This window comes from Streptomyces sp. Go-475 (genome assembly GCF_003330845.1).
Lineage (GTDB): Bacteria > Actinomycetota > Actinomycetes > Streptomycetales > Streptomycetaceae > Streptomyces.
Genome location: NZ_CP026121.1, coordinates 3,761,614 through 3,779,189 on the forward strand (window position 1 = coordinate 3,761,614; position 17,576 = coordinate 3,779,189).

Genomic DNA, 17,576 nt, shown 5'->3' on the forward strand with positions numbered 1-17,576 from the left:
GCGCCTTCTGTCCTGCCTGGTTCCTCTTCGACGGCGGCTGCGGGTTGTTCGTGGCTTGTCGCGCAGTTCCCCGCGCCCCTTGGGTACCGCCGAAACCGTAGGGTGCACGATGACGGAGGGAGGCGCGGTGGGATCCAGCGCTGTGCGTGTGCAGGGGCTCTGGAAGCGGTTCGGGCAGCAGGTGGCTGTCGCCGGGATCGATCTGGAGCTGCCCGCGGGCAAGTTCATCGGGCTGGTCGGGCCGAACGGGGCCGGGAAGACCACCACGCTGTCGATGGTGACCGGGCTGCTCCGGCCCGACCAGGGAACCGTCGAGGTGGTCGGGCACGACGTGTGGCGGGACCCCGTCGAGGTGAAGGCGCGGATCGGGGTGCTGCCGGAGGGGCTGCGGCTCTTCGAGCGGCTGTCTGGGCGGGAACTGCTGGCGTACACCGGGCGGTTGCGCGGGCTGCCCGGTGCCGAGGTCGACAAGCGGGCCACGCAGCTCCTCGACGTCCTCGACCTGGCCGGGGACCAGCACAAGCTCGTCGTCGACTACTCGACCGGCATGCGCAAGAAGATCGGGCTCGCCTCCGCCCTCCTCCACAACCCCGAAGTGCTCTTCCTGGACGAGCCGTTCGAGGGCGTCGACCCCGTCTCAGCGCAGACCATCCGGGGCGTCCTGGAGCGATACACGGCCTCCGGCGCCACGGTGGTGTTCTCTTCCCACGTCATGGAGCTCGTCGAGTCGCTGTGCGACTGGGTCGCGGTGATGGCCGCCGGGCGGATCCGGGCCACCGGCCCCCTCGCCGAGGTGCGCGGTGAGGCGCCGTCGCTGCAGCGGGCGTTCCTCGAACTCGTCGGCGCGCAGAGCCGGGACGCCGGGTCCGACCTCGACTGGCTGGGCGGCGGATCCCGGTGAGCGCCCCGGCGATCACCCCCGTCTTCGTCCGGCTGAAGCTGTCGCTGCTGCGCAACGGGCTGCGGCGGTCCGGCGCGCAGCGCGTCGCGTACATCGCCTCCGCCGTCACCGCGCTGCTCTTCGCCGCCCTCCAGCTGGCCGGCCTGATCGCGCTGCGCGGGCAGGCGCACATCGACGCCCTGGTCGTCCTGCTGACGGCGGTGCTGGGGCTGGGGTGGGCGGTGATGCCGCTGTTCTTCCCCAGCGGGGACGAGACCCTCGACCCGACGCGGCTGGTGATGCTGCCGCTGCGGCCCCGGCCGCTGGTACGGGCGCTGCTGGCGGCCTCGCTGATCGGGATCGGGCCGCTGTTCACGCTGTGCCTGCTGGCCGGTTCCGCGATCGCCGTCGCACGCGGCGCCGCCGCGTGCGCCGTCGGGGTGGTGGCCGTCGTCCTGGCGCTGCTGGTGTGCGTGGCGTTCGCGCGGGCCGTCGCCGCCGCCAACGTCCGGCTGCTGAGCAGCCGCAAGGGGCGGGACCTGGCGGTGCTGAGCGGGCTGGTCATCGCGCTCGGGGCGCAGGTCGTCAACTTCGGCGCGCAACGGCTCGGTTCGTCCGGACTCGGGGAGCTGGACCCGGTGGCGGACGTGGTCGGATGGCTGCCGCCCGCGTCCGCGATCGGGGCGGTGCACTCGGTGAGCGAGGGCTCGTACGGGACCGCCGCCGCGCAACTCGCCCTGAGCGGGGCCGCGCTGCTGGCGCTGATCGCCGTGTGGTCCCGGCATCTGACCCGGCTGATGACCTCGCCCGACGGCTCCACCCTGCCGGCCGCCGGCGCGGCCCGCGAGCGCACGTCCACCGGGCTCGGACGGCTGCTGCCCCCGGGCCGCACCGGCACGGTCATGGAGCGCAGCCTGCGGTACGTGTGGCGCGACCCCAAGACCAAGGCCGCGTGGGTGACCTCGCTCGCCATCGGGCTGATCGTGCCGGTGTTCAACGCCTGGCAGGGCACCGGGTCGGTGTACTTCGCGTGCTTCGCCGCCGGGATGCTCGGCATCCAGATGTACAACCAGTTCGGGCAGGACACCTCGGCGTTCTGGATCGTCGCGTTGACGATCTCCTCGACGCGGGACGCCTACGTCGAGCTGCGCGCCCGGGCGTACGCCCTGCTCCTGATCACCCTGCCGTACGCGACGCTGGTGACGGTCGTGACGACGGCGATGCTCGGCGACTGGCGGCGGTTGCCCGAGGCGCTGGGGCTGTCCTTCGCGCTGCTCGGCGCGATGCTCGCGACCGGGGCGTGGACGTCCGCCCGCTTCCCCTACTCCATCCCCCAGGAGGGCTACAAGAACGTCGCCCCCGGGCAGACCGGCCTCGCCTGGATCTCCATCTTCGGCGGCATGATCGCGTCCGCCGTGCTGTGCGCGCCCGTCATCGCGCTCACGATCTGGCTGAACGTGAGCGCGCGCGGCGACGACTGGACGTGGCTGCTGCTGCCGGTGGGCGCGGCGTACGGGGCGGGGCTCACGGCGGCGGGACTGCGTCTGGCCGCGCCGCGGACGGCCCGGCGGCTGCCGGAGATCCTGGCGGCGGTCAGCAAGGGGTGAGCCGGGCGGGGCTCAGTCGTGGTCGAGCGCGTCCAGGAAGGGCTCGATGGCCGCGCGCCAGGCCTCCGGCTGGTCGTAGTGGACCAGGTGGCCGGCGTCGGCGACCTCCGCGTACTGGCCGCGGGGCAGGACGCGGACCATCTCCTGGGCCTCGGCGCGCCCCAGCTCGCCGTCCAGGCCGCGCACGACCAGGGCGGGGCACTGGACCTGGGCCAGCTCCTCCCAGTGCGCGTCGTACACCCACGTCTCGCGGGAGCGGAGCATCTGCTCCGGTTCGAAGACGGGGCGCCAGCCGTCCGGGGACTCGGCCATCACCTCGGCGTAGAACTCGCCGCGGGCCGGATTCGGCCGCTCCACCCAGGGGTCGTCCTCACCGAACCACTTGCGGACGTCGGCGAGCGTGGCGAAGGGCAGCGGCCAGGACTTGAACCACTGGTCCCACTCGCGCTGCGACGCGGCGCCGAGCGCGGAGGCCCGCATGTCGCAGATGACCAGGCCGCGGACCAGGTCGGGACGCTTGGCGGCGAGTTGCCAGGCGGTCAGCGCGCCCATGGCGTGGCCGATGAGGACGACCGGGGCGAGGCCGAGCTGTTCGAGAGCGGCCTCGGCGTCGTCGACGTAGGCGTCACGCGTGAAGGCCCCCTGCGGGGGCTTGTCGCTGCGGCCGTGGCCGCGTTGGTCGAGGGCGACCGCGCGGTACCGGCCGGAGAGCCAGCGGGCGGTGGGGGCCCAGTGGGAGGCGCGGCCCATGAGGCCGTGCAGTAACAGCACGCCCGGGGAGCCGTCGGGGGCGGTCCCCGCGCCGGCCTGCCCTGCCTGTCCCGCCTGCCCGTCCTGCGTCGGGTGGGCTGCCGCCGGATCGAGGCCGGCCGGATCGGTGCCGGCCGGATCCGTCTTGGGCGGGTCGCCGAACTCCCAGGCCGCGAGGCGTACGCCGCCCGTCCCGGTCACGTCGATGCGTCGCGCCATGTCCTGGCACCCCCCAAGCTTCGCGCGGACCGCGGCTCCCTCGAGCCGGTCGGTCCTGTGAACCGTGTTCTGCCTGCTGTGCCTGTCGTGCTGTGTCCGCCGGTGAACCGCGCCTCGCGTCATCCGCAGACTATCGAATGCACTTTCGAAGATGCCGTTCTCGCGGGCAACACCCCACCTTCGAGTGACCGCCCGCGGGGATTGAGCGCCGCCGCCGAGGGGAGATCTTCAGCGGGAGGCGGACCGCTCGGGGAAAAACGGTCCGAGGGGGATGACCCTGAGAGCTCGGGGCTCCGGGTCAGCACAGGGGAGGACAGGCCCCGGCGCCACACGGCGCCGGGGCCCTCCACATCTCCGCGGCACATCCTCCCGCCCCCTCCCCGGCCGGGCGACATCGCTGTCGAGCCGCGGCCCAGAGCCCCTCAGGTCATATGCCTCACGCGACAGCGTCGCACGGGAAGCGGACGAGCGCTGCCATTCGACGGACTGAATACAGGATTCGGCCCGGATCACGCCATGCCCCGGCACACGGCCCCCCAGCGGCCCTGGGCGACGCCCCGGCGTGAGCCTCGGCGCCGTCCCTCGCCCGCGCCTGTCAGGAACTCCGGGACGAGCCCGGCACGCGCCTGGCAGGAGCCCCGGGACGGGGCTCGCGCACGCCTGACACCGGCCCCTGCGAGCCCCGCGCCCGCCCGGCACCAAACCCGGGACGCGCCCCGCGCGCACCTGACAGGTGCCCCGCGCGGCTCAGGGCTTGGCGACGAACACGTGGGAGGCGACGTCCGACTCCAGCTCGGCCGCCTCGCCGCCGCTGCCCACTAGCACCCCGCCCGCCGACTCCGTCACACTCACCACCGAGCCGGGCTGCACGCCCGCCCGGCGCAGCGTGTACATCAGCTGCGCGTCCGTCTGGATCGGCTCGCCGATCCGGCGCACCACGACCGTCTTGCCCTCGGTGCCCGGATCGAGGCTGGCCAGCGACACCATGCCCTCGTCCAGGAAGGGGTCGGCGCCGTCCTTCTCGCCGAGCTCCTCAAGCCCCGGGATCGGGTTGCCGTACGGCGACTCCGTCGGGTGCCGCAGCAGCTCCAGGACACGGCGCTCCACGGCCTCGCTCATCACGTGCTCCCAGCGGCACGCCTCGGCGTGGACCTGCTCCCACTCCAGACCGATCACGTCGACGAGCAGACACTCGGCGAGCCGGTGCTTGCGCATCACGCGCGTGGCGAGACGGCGGCCCTCGTCGGTGAGCTCCAGGTGCCGGTCGCTGGCGACGGACACCAGGCCGTCGCGCTCCATCCGCGCCACCGTCTGGCTCACCGTCGGCCCGCTCTGGTCCAGCCGCTCGGCGATACGGGCGCGCATGGGGACCACACCCTCTTCCTCCAGCTCGAGGATGGTGCGGAGATACATCTCCGTGGTGTCGATCAGTCCGGACATACGTGCCCCTCGATGAGATCTGCCGGAGGCTGGACGGCTCACCGGCGCGTGCGCTGGCCCTGCACCCAATTCTGCCGGATACCACCGACAACCGTGCCGCCGGAGGGGAAGCGGTCGGTTACGCGGACCGGCAGCGGGGTACGAACCTCCTCTTCGGGCCCCGCACGCCTCCCCTTCGGGCCCCGCGCGGCCGTATTGACACCGCACTGGTCCAGACCGCACCGTGATGCGCGACACCAGCCAGCGAGGCCAGCCCGAAGGGACCCCGTATGAGCGACCGCGCGCCGGCCGGCCAGTTCCTCGACGCCGCGATCGACCTGCTGCGCCGGGTGCGCGACGAGGAGGCCGACAGCATCACGGCGGCCGGCACCCTCCTCGCCGACACCGTCGCGAACGGAGGCCGCCTCTTCGCCTTCGGCGCCGGGCACTCCTCCCTCGCCGCGCAGGACCTCGTCTACCGCGCCGGCGGCCTCGCCCTGATGAACCTGCTCGCCGTGCCGGGCGTCGTCGGCGTCGACGTCATGCCCGCGCCCCTCGGCTCCGCCCTGGAACGCGTCGACGGCCTCGCCGGCGCCGTCCTCGACAGCTCCCCGCTCCGCGACGGCGACGCCCTGCTGATCATCTCCCTCTCGGGGCGCAACGCCCTGCCCGTCGAGATGGCCGTGAAGGCCCGCGCCCTGGGCGTGCGCGTCATCGGCGTCACCTCGGTGGCGTACGCCTCGGAGACGACGTCCCGGCACTCCTCGGGCACGTACCTGAAGGACCACTGCGACCTCGTCCTCGACTCGAAGATCGCGGTCGGCGACGCGGAACTCACCCACGACAAGGTGCCCGCCCCCTTCGCCCCCGCCTCCACCGTCGTCACCTCGGCCCTCCTCCAGGCCGTCATGGCGACGGCCGCCGCCACCCTCGCCGACCGCGGCATCGAGCCCCCGCTGCTGCGCTCCGGGAACGTCGACGGCGGACACGAGTGGAACGCGCGGGTCATGGAGCAGTACCGGGACCGGATCTTCTACCGGCACTGAAGCCACCGGCGGCCCGGCGCGCCCTCACTCCCCGTCCGACAGCCCCGCCAGATCCAGCGCCGCCGCGATCCGCACCGCCACGTCCTCCGCGTACACCGCGTCGGACCGCTCGAACGCGCCGCGCCCCGCGCCCCGCAGGAACGTCACGACGCCCAGGGTCCGCGCCCGGCTGCGCAGCACCGCGCACAGCGCGTGCACCGCGTCCGGCGGCCACTGGCGGGCCAGCGCCCACTCCCGGGCCTCCTCGGGCCGCACCGCGCCCGCGCTCGCCCGCAACGCGCCCACCCGCTCCACGCACTGCAGGGCCGGATGCCCCTCGGCGTACCGCACGGGCAGCCCCGCCCGGTCGGCCAGTCTGCTCGGCCCCGGCGCACCGGAGGGCGTGGCCGCCACCCGCACCAGCCGTACCGGCCCCTGAGCCTCCGCGTCGCCGAGCGCGCCGCCCGCCACCCGGTCGATCAGCGCGTGGTCGGCGAACCCGGCCAACGCGAAGTCCAGGTGCACGGTCGCCGCCTCCGCCGGGTCCTCGCACTCGGCGGCCGCCCGCGACGCACGGTGCAACTGCTGCGTACGGAACCGCAGCAGCGACGCCTCCTGCTCGCCCTGCTTGGCCTCCGTCACGTCCTGGAACAGCCAGCCCACCCCCAGTGGAACCGGCTCCTCCGCCAGCGGCGAGGCCAACCGCAAAAAGCCGCTGCGCCAGCACCGCCGCTTCTCGCCCTGCGGCGTGCGCACACTCACCCACACCTCGGCGGGCGCGGGCGGCGCGCCCTCGGCGAGCACATGCTGCAGCGCGCTCTCCAGCTCCTCCACACCCTGCGCGAGCAGCTCCCCGAGCGGCCGCCCGAGCACGGACGTACGCCCCGTGCCCAGCGCCCGGGCCGCGTGCGCGTTCACCACGGCGGGCCGCAGGTCGACGTCCACCAGCACGACACCCCAACTGGCGTCCTCGAACAGCGCCTCGCTCAGCGCGATCGACCGCTCCAGGTCGATCTGCGCGTGCACCTCGCTGAACGCGCAGTACACCCCCGCCGGCTTCCCGTCGGGCCCCCGCACCGCCGCCGACTGCGTCCGCACGAGCACCCGCCCGCCGTCCTTCGTCAGCAACGCGAACTCGTGCACCTGCCGCCCCGGGGCGTGCATCGCGGACAGCAGTCGGCCCTCGACCTCCTCGGCGTCCGCGCTGCGCACGGCCCACCCGGCCAGCCCCCGCCGCCCCACGGCCTCCTGCGCGCTCCACCCCAGGATCCGCTCGGCCTCGCGGTTCCAGTGCGTCACGACTCCGTCAGCGTCGAAGGCACACAGCGCCGCGTCCATCCCGTCCAGCAGCGCGGCAAGCAGATCCGAACCATCCGAACCGTCCCGCCCGGGCTCGTCCGGCCCCAGCTCGTCGGTGGTCCCACTACGCCGGGAAGCACTCACCTGGACCCCCTGCAGGCTGCGTCCGCACGTACGGCACGCCGGTTCGCTACTCGCAATCATTCAACTCGAACGTGACCCAGCGCACACCGGGTTCCCACAACATTGAAGGAATCGTTGTACGGCGGCAATCCCCACGTCAACGCCCCGGAGGCCGGGCCGGTGCCGCTCTCGGGTGCGGCCCTTAGCAGGAAGACCGGCTGCACGTTCGACAATCCGGGCTTACTCGCACGAACGAGCGCTTCTGGGATTTTCTGGCGCCTTCCCGCAGGCAGGGCCGTGGTCGTCCGGCACGTGCGCTTCGTGATCCGTCTGAAGGACCGCTCGTTCGACGAGTCGGAAGTCGAGGGAGTGGAGTTGCGCATTGATCCCGGCTCCAAGGGCACCGGCCTGGTCGTCACCGACGAGAAGAAGGAGCTCGGCGACCACGGCGCCGTCATCACCGTCCGGCGTGGCTTGGTCTCGGTCGAGTTGCAGCACCGCGGCGACCAGATCCGCGCCGGCATACGTCGACGCGCCGGGTACCGGCACCGTAGACGCAGTGCGAACCTCCGCCACCGGGCAGCACGGTCGGACAACCGCGCTCGCCGGCCAGGCTGGCTGCCTCCGTCCGTTCGCCATCGCGTCGACACGACCTTCTCGCTGGCCCACCGACTGTGCCGCTGGGCACCCGTGACGGAGATCCACGTGGAACACGTCGCCTTCGACACGCACTCGCTCAGCGCGGGCAGGCCGCTCAAGGGCGCCGAACACCAACGAGGTCCTTTGGCCGGAACGAGCGTCCGAGGCCGGCTGCGCGTCGTGTGGGACGGTTCGTGTGCCTACTGCGGTATGTCCGGCGTGCCCTTGAACATCGAACATGTCAGGCCCCGCGGCCGAGGAGGGTCGGACCGGATCTCCAACCTTGTTCTGGCCTGCTCTCCGTGCAACAGGGCCAAAGGCGGCAAGCCGGTGGAGGCTTTCCTGGCGGATCGCGCCGACCGTCTTGCGGCGGCACCTGGTCCGGCAGCGTTACCAAGGCAAACCGCCTCGCCACGGGCTTGGACAAAACACACACCCTGGATGCCCTGTGCATCGGGCCTCTTGATCACGCGGTCGGCGACCGGATCGTGAGGCTCCCCCGGCATGCACTGACGGCCCAAGCCACTGGCCGGGGCTCTTACGCCCGTACCACTCCGAACGCGTACCGACCTCGTGCGTGCGATCGTGCCCGGCGGCAAGTGGGCGGGAACATGGACCGGGAGGGTCTCTGTCCGGGCCAGGGGGCAGCACAGCGTCTCCACCCCCCGGGGCCGGATCAACGTCTCCCACCGGAATCTGCGGCTGCTTCAGCGGGGTGACGGATACGGCTGGGGCGTCCGGCCAGAACCGCGACGGTCAACCTCTCGGAAAATGGGTTGATGGCCGGCCGAGCGGTTCCTAGTGTGTGGGTCACACTGGAAAGGAGGTGATCCGGCAGATGTATGAATCCCGGACGCGTGAGGTGGCTGCGGGCTAGCGGCCCGACACCACACTCAGTGCGGTGCCGAGCCAGCGCGTGAGCGAAGCGTGCAGCCGGCCCAATCTCAGGCAGTCACCCGACCCGCGAGTCGCCGGTACGTCCGGCCGGCTCCTCCTAGGAGGACCCAGACTCGCGGGTCGTCTGCGTTTCGGGGGGCGATCGTGACGGGTGCGTGGCGCACCGACCGGGTCGGCAGTGCGCTGCGGGGTGAGAATCCGGCCGTCATGCGGAGACTGGACGCCGGGTTCGCGGCGATCGGTGATACGCAGTTCCTGCCGGGCTACTCGGTGCTGCTGACCGATGATCCGGCGGTGGAGCGGCTGTCGGAGCTGCCGCGGAGCAGACGGCTGGCGTTCCTGAGCGACATGGACCTGCTCGGGGAAGCGGTGGAGCGGGCCTGCCGGCGGATGGAATCGGGGTTCCGGCGGGTCAATCTGGAGATCCTGGGGAACACCGACGGGTTCCTGCACGCGCATGTGTGGCCGCGGTACGAGTGGGAGCCCGAGGATCTCGTACGGCGGCCCGTGTGGCTCTATCCGCGGGAGATGTGGGGTGCGGAGCGGTACGCGCTCGGGCCGCGGCACGTGCCGTTGCGGGAGGCTGTCGGCGAGGAGCTGGACCGGCTCGCGGGGCGGGACGAGTGGACGGCCCCACCCTGAGTCGGGTGAGGCCGCCGTGGGTGGGGTGGGTCAGTGGGCGATGTCCTCGTAGCCCTCGATCTCGCGGGGGTCGCGGACGCCGGGCCCGGTGTAGCGGGCGGAGGGGCGGACCAGGCGGCCGGTGCGCTTCTGCTCCAGGATGTGGGCGGACCAGCCGGCCGTGCGGGCGCAGGTGAACATCGACGTGAACATGTGGGCCGGGACCTCGGCGAAGTCCAGGACGATGGCCGCCCAGAACTCGACGTTCGTCGCGAGGACGCGGTCGGGGCGGCGGGCGTGCAGTTCCGCCAGGGCCGCCTTCTCCAGGGCCTCGGCGACCTCGAAGCGGGGGGCGCCCAGTTCGCGGGCCGTGCGGCGCAGGACCCTCGCCCGGGGGTCCTCGGCGCGGTAGACGCGGTGGCCGAAGCCCATCAGGCGTTCGCCCTTGTCGAGGGTCTGCTTGACGTAGGCCTCGGCGTCGCCCGTGCGTTCGATCTCCTCGATCATGTGCAGGACCCTGGAGGGGGCGCCGCCGTGCAGCGGGCCGGACATCGCGCCCACGGCGCCCGACAGGGCGGCGGCGACGTCCGCGCCCGTCGACGCGATGACCCGCGCGGTGAACGTGGACGCGTTCATGCCGTGCTCGGCGGCGCTCGTCCAGTACGCGTCGACCGCGGCCACGTGCTTCGGGTCCGGCTCGCCGCGCCAGCGGATCATGAAGCGTTCGACGACGGACTGGGCCTTGTCGATCTCGCGCTGCGGGACCATGGGCAGGCCCTGGCCCCGGGCCGACTGGGCGACGTAGGAGAGGGCCATGACGGCGGCGCGGGCCAGGTCCTCGCGGGCCTGTTCGGCATCGATGTCGAGGAGGGGTTTCAGGCCCCAGACCGGCGCCAGCATGGCCAGTGCGGACTGGACGTCGACGCGGATGTCGCCGGAGTGGACGGGGATGGGGAACGGCTCGGCGGGCGGCAGGCCGGGGTTGAAGGCACCGTCGACGAGCAGGCCCCAGACGTTGCCGAAGGAGACGTGGCCGACGAGGTCCTCGATGTCGACGCCCCGATAACGCAGGGCGCCGCCCTCCTTGTCCGGTTCTGCGATCTCCGTCTCGAACGCGACGACTCCCTCGAGCCCGGGTACGAAGTCGGACATCAGGCGGCTCCTCGTGATGTAAGCGACAGATGGTGTTGTGGGGTGAGCGAAAGAACCATGTGTCAGTCAGCTTGCGAAGCGGGCGGCCGTCCGGTGGATCCACGGTCGTGTGCGGTGACTCGCGGTCCTGGCCGGTCTCCCCTGTGATGCCCCGTGCGGCTGGCGGTCACCCAACCGGAACGGCACGGAAACGATATCCCCGAGTGCCATCCTTGGGGAGGGTTCACGGCACTCAGTGCCAGGCAGTGACGAAGGACACCGTCCGTACGGCAAGATGACCGGGTGACCGACCGCGACGCCGTCCCCTTCGATCTGGCCTCGATGCGCAAGCAGTACCGGGCGGAGGGGCTCTCCGAGACCGAACTGGCCGCCACCCCCGTCGAGCAGTTCGCGCGCTGGTTCAAGCAGGCCGCCACGGACGGCGGACTGTTCGAGCCGAACGCGATGATCGTCTCGACGGCGGACGCGGAGGGGCGCCCCAGCTCCCGGACGGTGCTGCTGAAGCACTTCGACGAGCAGGGCTTCGTCTTCTACACGAACTACGACTCGCGCAAGGCCCGCGACCTGGCGGAGAACCCGTACGTCTCGCTGCTGTTCCCGTGGCATCCGATGGCCCGGCAGGTCATCGTGACCGGGGTCGCGCGGCGCACCGGCCGGGACGAGACGGCGGCCTACTTCCGCACCCGCCCGCACGGCTCGCAGCTCGGGGCGTGGGCCAGCGCCCAGTCCTCGGTGGTCTCCACCCGGGCCGACATCGACGGGGCGTACGCCGAGCTGGCCGCCCGCTACCCGGAGGGCGAGCAGGTGCCGGTGCCGCCGCACTGGGGCGGTTTCCGGGTGGCGCCGCAGACGGTGGAGTTCTGGCAGGGCCGCGAGAACCGGCTGCACGACCGGTTGCGGTACGTGGAGCGGCCGGACGGGAGCTGGCGGGTGGAGCGGCTCAGCCCCTGAGCGGGCCCGTGGTGTCAGCCCAGTGCCTCGTCCAGCAGTTCCGCCCACTGGGTCACGACCCGCTCCCGGCGGGGCGCGTCGTCCGTGAGGAGGTTGGCGAGGCCGAGGCCGCGGGCCATGTCGAGGAGGCCCTGGACCGTTTCGCGGACGCCGGGGAGGGATTCGTCGGCGGCGAGGAGGTCGATCGCTATGCGGTGGGTCTCGCGGCCGACGCGGGATTCGAGTTCGGTGACGCGGGGGCGGAGCTGGTCCTCGTTGGAGGCGGCGACCCAGAGGTGGAGGGCGGCGCGGAACAACGGCCCCGTGTAGAGGTCGACCAGGGCGGCGACGACCGCGCGGCGGTCGCCGGCCGCGCCCTCGGGGAAGAGGGCGCGCAGGGCCGTGGAGCGTTCCTCGGCGACGTATTCGACGGCGGCCGTGAAGAGGTCCTCGCGGGTGGGGAAGTGGTGCTGGGCGGCGCCGCGGGAGACGCCGGCGCGTTCCGCGACGACGGAGACGGTGGAGCCGGCCCAGCCGTGCTCGGCGAGGCAGGCCACGGCGGCTTCCAGGAGCCGCTGCCGGGTGGCCCGGCTGCGGTCCTGCTTGGGGACTCTCTCCGCACGGTCGACCGTGCTCACACCACCCATGCCGGATCCCGTCGTTCGAGGAAGGCCGTCATTCCTTCGCGTGCCTGCGGGGAGGAGAACAGCCGGGCCGAGAGCGCGGTCAGGTCGGCCGCGTCCCGGTCGAAGGCTTCCAGCACCCTAGCCGTGAGCAGCCGTTTCGTCTCGGCCAGGGCGTCGGGGGCCGCCTTGCGCAGGCCGTCGAGGATGGGGGCCAGGGCGGTGTCGACGTCGTCGGCGTGGGTGGTGAGCAGGCCCGTCGCGGTCGCCTGGGCGGCGTCGAAGCGTTCGCCGGTGAGGTAGTAGCGGGCCAGGGCGCGCGGGTCGGCGCGCGGGAGCAGGGGCAGGGAGATGACGGCGGGGGCGACGCCGATGCGGACCTCCGTGAAGGCGAAGGTGGCCTCGGTGGAGGCGGCGGCGATGTCGCAGGCGGCGAGGAGGCCGAGGCCGCCCGCGCGGACGTGGCCGGTGACGCGGGCGACGACCGGTTTGGGCAGTTCGACGATCTGGCGGAGCAGGGCGACCAGGGCCTCGGGGGGCGGGGGGTCCTTGAGGTCGGCGCCGGCGCTGAAGGTGGTGCCGGTGTGGGTGAGGACGACGGCGCGGACGCCGGTGTCCTGGCCGGCGTCGGTGAGTGCTGCGGCGAGTTCGGCGACCAGGGGCGCGGACAGGGCGTTGCGGTTGTGGGGCGCGTCGAGGGAGAGGGTGTGGACGGCACGCGCGCGTGTGCGGCCGATGAGGGTCATGCGCGCTCCCTGAGCTGTCGGCGGAGGATCTTTCCGGAGGCCGCGCGGGGGACGCCGTCGATGAAGGTGACGTGCCGGATCCGCTTGTAGGGGGCGACGCGCTCGGCGACGTACATCATGATCTCGGCCTCGGAGAGGTCGGTGGCGGTGGGCCGGCGGACCACGTGGGCGTGCGGGACCTCGTTGCCGTCGTCGTCGTAGGTGCCGATGACGGCGGCGTCGGCGATGCCGGGGTGGGTGAGGAGCAGGGCTTCGAGTTCGGCGGGGGCGACCTGGAAGCCCTTGTACTTGATGAGTTCCTTGACGCGGTCGACGATGAACAGCCAGCCGTCCTCGTCGACGTGGCCCACGTCGCCGGTGTGCAGCCAGCCGTCGGTGTCGATCATCGCGGCGGTGGCGTCGGGGCGGCCGAGGTAGCCCTTCATGATCTGGGGGCCGCGGATGAGGATCTCCCCCGACTCCCCCGCGGGCAGATCCGTGGCCGGGTCGTCGAGGGAGACGACGCGCATCTCGGTGCCGGCGATGAGTTTGCCGACGGTGCCGGGCGGGGCGTCGCGCATGGCGTCCAGGGGGACGACGTGGGTGCCGGGCGACAGTTCCGTCATGCCGTAGGCCTGGCCGACGGGCGGCAGGCCGAGGCGTGCGGAGCAGGCGGTGGCGAGGCGGGCGTCCAGGGGTGCGGCGGCGCTGACGACGTACTTCAGGGACGACAGGTCGTACTGGGCGACGGCCGGGTGCTTGGCGAGGGCGAGCACGATGGGCGGGGCCACGTAGAGGGCGGTGATGCGGTGGTTCTGGATGGCCGCGAGGAACTGCTCCAGGTCGAAGCGGGGCAGGACGACGACGGTGGCGCCCTGCCGGAGGGGGGCGTTCATCAGGGCGGTGAGGCCGTAGATGTGGAAGAAGGGCAGGACCGCCAGCACGCGCTCTCCGGGGCCGGCGGGTATCGCCGGGTGGAGTTGCGCGAGGTTGGTGGCGATCTGCCGGTGGGTGAGCATCACGCCCTTGGGGGTGCCGGTGGTGCCGGAGGAGTACGGCAGGGCGGCGACGTCCTCGGCGGGGTCGATGGCGATCTGCGGCTCGGGGGCGGTGGTGGCCAGCATGTCGATGAGGGAGCGGTGGCCGGTCGCGCTGTCGCAGACGAAGATCTCGCGGACACCGCCCGCGAGTTCGGCGGCCCGGCGGGCGATGTCCAGCAGGGGTGAGACGGTGATGATCCAGCGGGCCGCGCAGTCGGTGAGCTGCTTGGCGAACTCCTGGGCGGTGGCGAGCGGGTGGACGGTGGTGACGGTGGCACCCGCGCGCGTGGCGGCGTAGAAGGCGGTCGGGAAGGCGACGGTGTTGGGGCTGTGCAGGGCGAGGACGTCGCCCTTGCGGACCCCGGCCTCGGCGAGGGCGGCGGCGACGCGCCGGTGGAAGCGGTCCACCTGCTCGTACGAGAGGGTGGTGCCGTCGGTGCCGTCGATGAGGGCCGGGGTGTCGCCGAACTCGGCGGCCCGGGCCAGGACGGCGTCGTGGATGGGGAGGTCGACGGGCGGGACGTCTGCGTACTCGCTGCGGAACATGGCGGGTTCCTCCTCGCGGCGCGGGCCGTCTCGGTGCTCAGTACGACTTGGGCAGGCCCAGGGTCTGGTGGGAGACGTAGTTGAGAATCATCTCCCGGCTGACCGGGGCAATACGAGCCACGCGCGCGGCCGTTATCAGCGAGGCGAGGCCGTACTCGCGGGTGAGGCCGTTGCCGCCGAGGGTGTGCACGGCCTGGTCGACGGCCTTCACGCAGGCTTCTGCGGCCGCGTACTTGGCCATGTTGGCGGCCTCTCCGGCGCCCGTGTCGTCGCCGGTGTCGTAGAGGTGGGCGGCCTTCTGCATCATCAGGCGGGCGAGTTCGAGGTCGATGTGCGCCTGGGCGAGGGGGTGGGCGATGGCCTGGTGGGCGCCGATGGGGGTGTTCCAGACGGTGCGGTCGCGGGCGTATTCGACGGCTTTGGCGAGGGCGTGGCGGCCCATGCCGATCGCGAAGGCGGCCGTCATGATGCGTTCGGGGTTGAGGCCGGCGAAGAGCTGGAGGAGGCCGGCGTCCTCGTCGCCGACGAGGGCGTCGGCGGGCAGGCGTACGTCGTCCAGGACCAGTTCGAACTGCTTCTCGGCGGCGTGCAGTTCCATGTCGATGGGGCGGCGGGTGAAGCCGGGGGTGTCGCGCGGGACGATGAACAGGCAGGGTTTGAGGCGGCCGGTGCGGGCGTCTTCGGTGCGGCCGACGATCAGGGTGGCGTCGGCGATGTCGACGCCGGAGACGAAGACCTTGCGGCCGGTGAGGATCCAGCCTCCGGTGTCCTGGTCGCGGCGGGCCGTGGTGGTGATGCGGTGGGAGTTGGAGCCGGCGTCGGGTTCGGTGATGCCGAAGGCCATCCGGCGGGTGCCGTCGGACAGGCCGGGCAGCCAGGTCTCCTTCTGGGCGTCGGTGCCGAAGCGGGCGATGACCGTGCCGCAGATGGCCGGTGAGACGACCAGCATGAGGAGGGGGCAGCCGGCTGCGCCCAGTTCTTCCAGGACGATGGAGAGTTCGGTGATGCCGCCGCCTCCGCCGCCGTGTGCCTCCGGCAGGTTGACGCCCAGGTAGCCGAGTTTGCCCGCCTCGGACCAGAGGTGATCGGGGTCGGCGCCCCGGCCGTGGCGTTTGCCGAGGGCGGCGACGGCTGCTCGGAGCGCCGTGTGGTCTTCGGTGTCCATGGGACGTCCTTTCGGGTGCGGGTCGTATGTGGCTGGGCGCGCGGTTCCCCGCGCCCCTTCAGGCCTCCTGGACGACCGCCAGCAACATCCCCGGCTCGACCTGCTGACCGGGTGCGACCGGCAATGAGGTCAGCGTTCCGGTCACCGGTGCGGTGATCTTGTGCTGCATCTTCATCGCCTCCAGCCAGAGCAGGGGCTCGCCGGCCTTCACCGGTGTGCCCGCCGCGAGGCCGTCGGCGACGCGGACGACCGTGCCCGGCATGGGGGCCAGGAGGGAACCGGGGGCGTGCTGCGCGGTCGGGTCGGGGAAGCGGGGCAGGGCGATCAGGGCGGTGGTGTTGACGTAGACCCGGTCGTCGTGGCGGGAGACCTCGAACCGGCGCCGGACGCCGTCCACTTCGAGGACCACCAGACCCGCGTCGGCGTGCACCACGCGCACCCCGTCCGCCTCCAGGCCCTGCCGGGTGTACCGGTAGCGGGCCTCGTGCTCCTCGCCCGCCATCAGGTAGCGCTTGGTCTGCGGCTGCGAGGGGACGTTGCGCCAGCCGCCGAAGCCCGGGCGGGAGCGGGCATGCGCGTCGGCGAGGGCGGCGGCCAGGGGGGCGTGCGGGTCGGGGGACGGCTCGGACAGGTCCGGGAGGTGGCGGTCGTAGAAGCCGGTGTCCATGCGGGCGGCGGTGAACTCCGGGTGGCGCAGGGAGCGGACCAGGAGGTCGCGGTTGGTGACGGGGCCGTGGATCGCGGCCCGCTCCAGGGCGGAGGCGAGCTTGCGGACGGCCTCCGCGCGCGTGGGGGCGTGGGCGACGGCCTTGGCGAGCATGGGGTCGTAGTGGACGCCGATGTCGTCGCCGTCGGTGTAGCCGGTGTCGAGGCGGATGCCGTCGGGCAGGGCGAGGCGGTGCAGGCGGCCGGTCTGGGGGGACCAGTCGTGGGCGGGGTCCTCGGCGTAGAGCCGGGCCTCGACGGCGTGGCCACGCGCGCGTGGCGGGTCGGTGCCGAGGGGGTGGCCCTCGGCGATCCGGAGCTGTTCCGCCACCAGGTCGAGGCCGAAGACGGCCTCCGTGACGGGGTGTTCGACCTGGAGGCGGGTGTTCATCTCCAGGAAGTGGGCCCTGCCGCCCGCGACGAGGAACTCGACCGTGCCGGCGCCCACGTAGTCGACGGCCCGGGCGGCCCGTACGGCGAGGGCGTGCAGTTCCTCCTCCAGTCCCCCGGGGAGTCCGGGGGCCGGGGCCTCCTCGATCACCTTCTGGTGGCGGCGCTGGAGGGAGCAGTCGCGGGTGCCGAGCGCCCAGACCGTGCCGTGGGTGTCGGCGAGGATCTGCACCTCGACGTGGCGGCCGTGCTCGACGTACGGCTCGGCGAAGACCTCGCCGTCGCCGAAGGCGCTCGCCGCTTCGGCGCGGGCGGCGGCCAGTTCGGCGTCGAGGTCGGCGAGCCGGCGTACGACGCGCATGCCGCGGCCGCCGCCGCCCGCCGCCGCCTTCACCAGCACGGGCAGGTCGGCCTCGGTGACCTCGGTGAGGGGCTCGATGCCCATGAGCTGCTTGGCGCGGGTCTTGGACGCCATCGCCTCGATGGCGTCCGGGGGCGGGCCGATCCAGGTCAGGCCGGCGTCCAGGACGGCCCGGGCGAAGTCCGCGTTCTCGGAGAGGAAGCCGTAGCCGGGGTGCACGGCGTCCGCGCCGGCCGCGAGGGCGGCCTTCACGATGAGGTCGCCGCGCAGGTAGGTGTCGGCGGGCGCCTCCCCCGGGAGTCGTACGCTCGCGTCGGCCACGCGCGCGTGGAGGGCGTTCGCGTCGGCGTCCGAGTGCACGGCGACCGTGCGGATGCCCAGCTCGCGGCAGGTGCGGAAGACACGGCAGGCGATCTCGCCCCGGTTGGCGACGAGCACAGAAGTGATCACTGAGGGTTCC

At 72.8% G+C, this 17,576-nt stretch carries 15 protein-coding genes; 6 read left to right on the forward strand and 9 right to left on the reverse strand.

From position 1 onward, the window contains the following. Positions 1 to 109 precede the first annotated feature (109 nt). Entirely contained in the window at positions 110 to 901 is a 792-nt protein-coding gene (locus tag C1703_RS17190) for an ABC transporter ATP-binding protein (protein WP_114253709.1), read from the forward strand. After that, positions 898 to 2,487, forward strand: coding sequence for a transporter (locus C1703_RS17195; protein ID WP_198678196.1), 1,590 nt, complete (start codon positions 898 to 900; stop codon positions 2,485 to 2,487). Before C1703_RS17190 ends, C1703_RS17195 begins: the two co-directional genes overlap by 4 nt. Before the next feature lie 12 nt (positions 2,488 to 2,499). On the opposite strand, the gene C1703_RS17200 is transcribed toward C1703_RS17195, so the two are convergent. Together C1703_RS17200 and C1703_RS17205 are read right to left on the reverse strand one after the other, a co-directional pair. After that, the gene (locus C1703_RS17200; protein WP_114253711.1) at positions 2,500 to 3,456 is read right to left on the reverse strand and encodes an alpha/beta hydrolase; all 957 of its coding nucleotides are present in this window, start codon (positions 3,454 to 3,456) and stop codon (positions 2,500 to 2,502) included. Positions 3,457 to 4,203: 747 nt separating this feature from the next. Further along, positions 4,204 to 4,896 carry a metal-dependent transcriptional regulator gene (locus tag C1703_RS17205; RefSeq protein ID WP_114253712.1) on the reverse strand — a complete coding sequence of 231 codons (693 nt, stop codon included), beginning with the start codon at positions 4,894 to 4,896 and terminating at the stop codon, positions 4,204 to 4,206. Positions 4,897 to 5,165: 269 nt separating this feature from the next. Between C1703_RS17205 and C1703_RS17210 the strand changes: the two genes are divergently transcribed. After that, positions 5,166 to 5,921, forward strand: a complete 756-nt coding sequence (locus C1703_RS17210) for an SIS domain-containing protein (RefSeq protein ID WP_114253713.1) — start codon at positions 5,166 to 5,168, stop codon at positions 5,919 to 5,921. A gap of 24 nt (positions 5,922 to 5,945) precedes the next feature. Here C1703_RS17210 and C1703_RS17215 read toward each other — a convergent pair whose 3' ends face one another. Beyond that, entirely contained in the window at positions 5,946 to 7,343 is a 1,398-nt protein-coding gene (locus C1703_RS17215) for a PAS domain-containing protein (RefSeq protein WP_232840512.1), read from the reverse strand. Between the two features lie 159 nt (positions 7,344 to 7,502). Here C1703_RS17215 and iscB point away from each other — a divergent pair, with 159 nt between their 5' ends. Beyond that, positions 7,503 to 8,453: an RNA-guided endonuclease IscB gene (gene iscB / locus C1703_RS17220; protein ID WP_269803230.1), complete on the forward strand. Its 951-nt coding sequence runs from the start codon at positions 7,503 to 7,505 to the stop codon at positions 8,451 to 8,453. Between the two features lie 549 nt (positions 8,454 to 9,002). Then, a complete protein-coding gene (locus C1703_RS17225) occupies positions 9,003 to 9,500 on the forward strand; it encodes a diadenosine tetraphosphate hydrolase (RefSeq protein WP_114253715.1) in 498 nt (165 codons plus the stop codon). Positions 9,501 to 9,530: 30 nt separating this feature from the next. Here the strand turns inward: C1703_RS17225 and C1703_RS17230 are convergent, their stop codons facing one another. Further along, positions 9,531 to 10,631 carry a citrate synthase 2 gene (locus C1703_RS17230; protein ID WP_114253716.1) on the reverse strand — a complete coding sequence of 367 codons (1,101 nt, stop codon included), beginning with the start codon at positions 10,629 to 10,631 and terminating at the stop codon, positions 9,531 to 9,533. Between the two features lie 282 nt (positions 10,632 to 10,913). Between C1703_RS17230 and pdxH the strand changes: the two genes are divergently transcribed. Further along, entirely contained in the window at positions 10,914 to 11,582 is a 669-nt protein-coding gene (gene pdxH / locus C1703_RS17235; protein ID WP_114253717.1) for a pyridoxamine 5'-phosphate oxidase, read from the forward strand. Positions 11,583 to 11,596: 14 nt separating this feature from the next. Here the strand turns inward: pdxH and C1703_RS17240 are convergent, their stop codons facing one another. From C1703_RS17240 to C1703_RS17260, 5 genes are read right to left on the reverse strand one after another with little or no spacing between them, the layout of a single operon-like run. Further along, positions 11,597 to 12,208, reverse strand: coding sequence for a TetR/AcrR family transcriptional regulator (locus tag C1703_RS17240; RefSeq protein ID WP_198678197.1), 612 nt, complete (start codon positions 12,206 to 12,208; stop codon positions 11,597 to 11,599). Then, positions 12,196 to 12,930, reverse strand: a complete 735-nt coding sequence (locus C1703_RS17245; RefSeq protein WP_114253718.1) for an enoyl-CoA hydratase family protein — start codon at positions 12,928 to 12,930, stop codon at positions 12,196 to 12,198. The genes C1703_RS17240 and C1703_RS17245 overlap by 13 nt, the downstream gene beginning before the upstream one ends. Further along, positions 12,927 to 14,495: a 4-coumarate--CoA ligase family protein gene (locus C1703_RS17250; protein WP_114253719.1), complete on the reverse strand. Its 1,569-nt coding sequence runs from the start codon at positions 14,493 to 14,495 to the stop codon at positions 12,927 to 12,929. Before C1703_RS17250 ends, C1703_RS17245 begins: the two co-directional genes overlap by 4 nt. Positions 14,496 to 14,532: 37 nt before the next feature. Beyond that, entirely contained in the window at positions 14,533 to 15,660 is a 1,128-nt protein-coding gene (locus tag C1703_RS17255; RefSeq protein WP_114253720.1) for an acyl-CoA dehydrogenase family protein, read from the reverse strand. 58 nt (positions 15,661 to 15,718) lie between these two features. Further along, on the reverse strand, positions 15,719 to 17,566 hold the full coding sequence (locus C1703_RS17260) for a biotin carboxylase N-terminal domain-containing protein (protein ID WP_114253721.1): 1,848 nt from the start codon (positions 17,564 to 17,566) through the stop codon (positions 15,719 to 15,721). Positions 17,567 to 17,576 lie beyond the last annotated feature (10 nt).

What these genes read in the sequence shown, in the direction of transcription:
- C1703_RS17190 (WP_114253709.1), top strand. Translation starts at nt 110, where the DNA reads ATGACGGAGGGAGGCGCGGTGGGATCCAGCGCTGTGCGTGTGCAGGGG.
- C1703_RS17240 (WP_198678197.1), bottom strand. Translation starts at nt 12,208, where the DNA reads ATGGGTGGTGTGAGCACGGTCGACCGTGCGGAGAGAGTCCCCAAGCAG.
- C1703_RS17200 (WP_114253711.1), bottom strand. Translation starts at nt 3,456, where the DNA reads ATGGCGCGACGCATCGACGTGACCGGGACGGGCGGCGTACGCCTCGCG.
- C1703_RS17245 (WP_114253718.1), bottom strand. Translation starts at nt 12,930, where the DNA reads ATGACCCTCATCGGCCGCACACGCGCGCGTGCCGTCCACACCCTCTCC.
- C1703_RS17210 (WP_114253713.1), top strand. Translation starts at nt 5,166, where the DNA reads ATGAGCGACCGCGCGCCGGCCGGCCAGTTCCTCGACGCCGCGATCGAC.
- C1703_RS17255 (WP_114253720.1), bottom strand. Translation starts at nt 15,660, where the DNA reads ATGGACACCGAAGACCACACGGCGCTCCGAGCAGCCGTCGCCGCCCTC.
- C1703_RS17205 (WP_114253712.1), bottom strand. Translation starts at nt 4,896, where the DNA reads ATGTCCGGACTGATCGACACCACGGAGATGTATCTCCGCACCATCCTC.
- C1703_RS17230 (WP_114253716.1), bottom strand. Translation starts at nt 10,631, where the DNA reads ATGTCCGACTTCGTACCCGGGCTCGAGGGAGTCGTCGCGTTCGAGACG.
- C1703_RS17250 (WP_114253719.1), bottom strand. Translation starts at nt 14,495, where the DNA reads ATGTTCCGCAGCGAGTACGCAGACGTCCCGCCCGTCGACCTCCCCATC.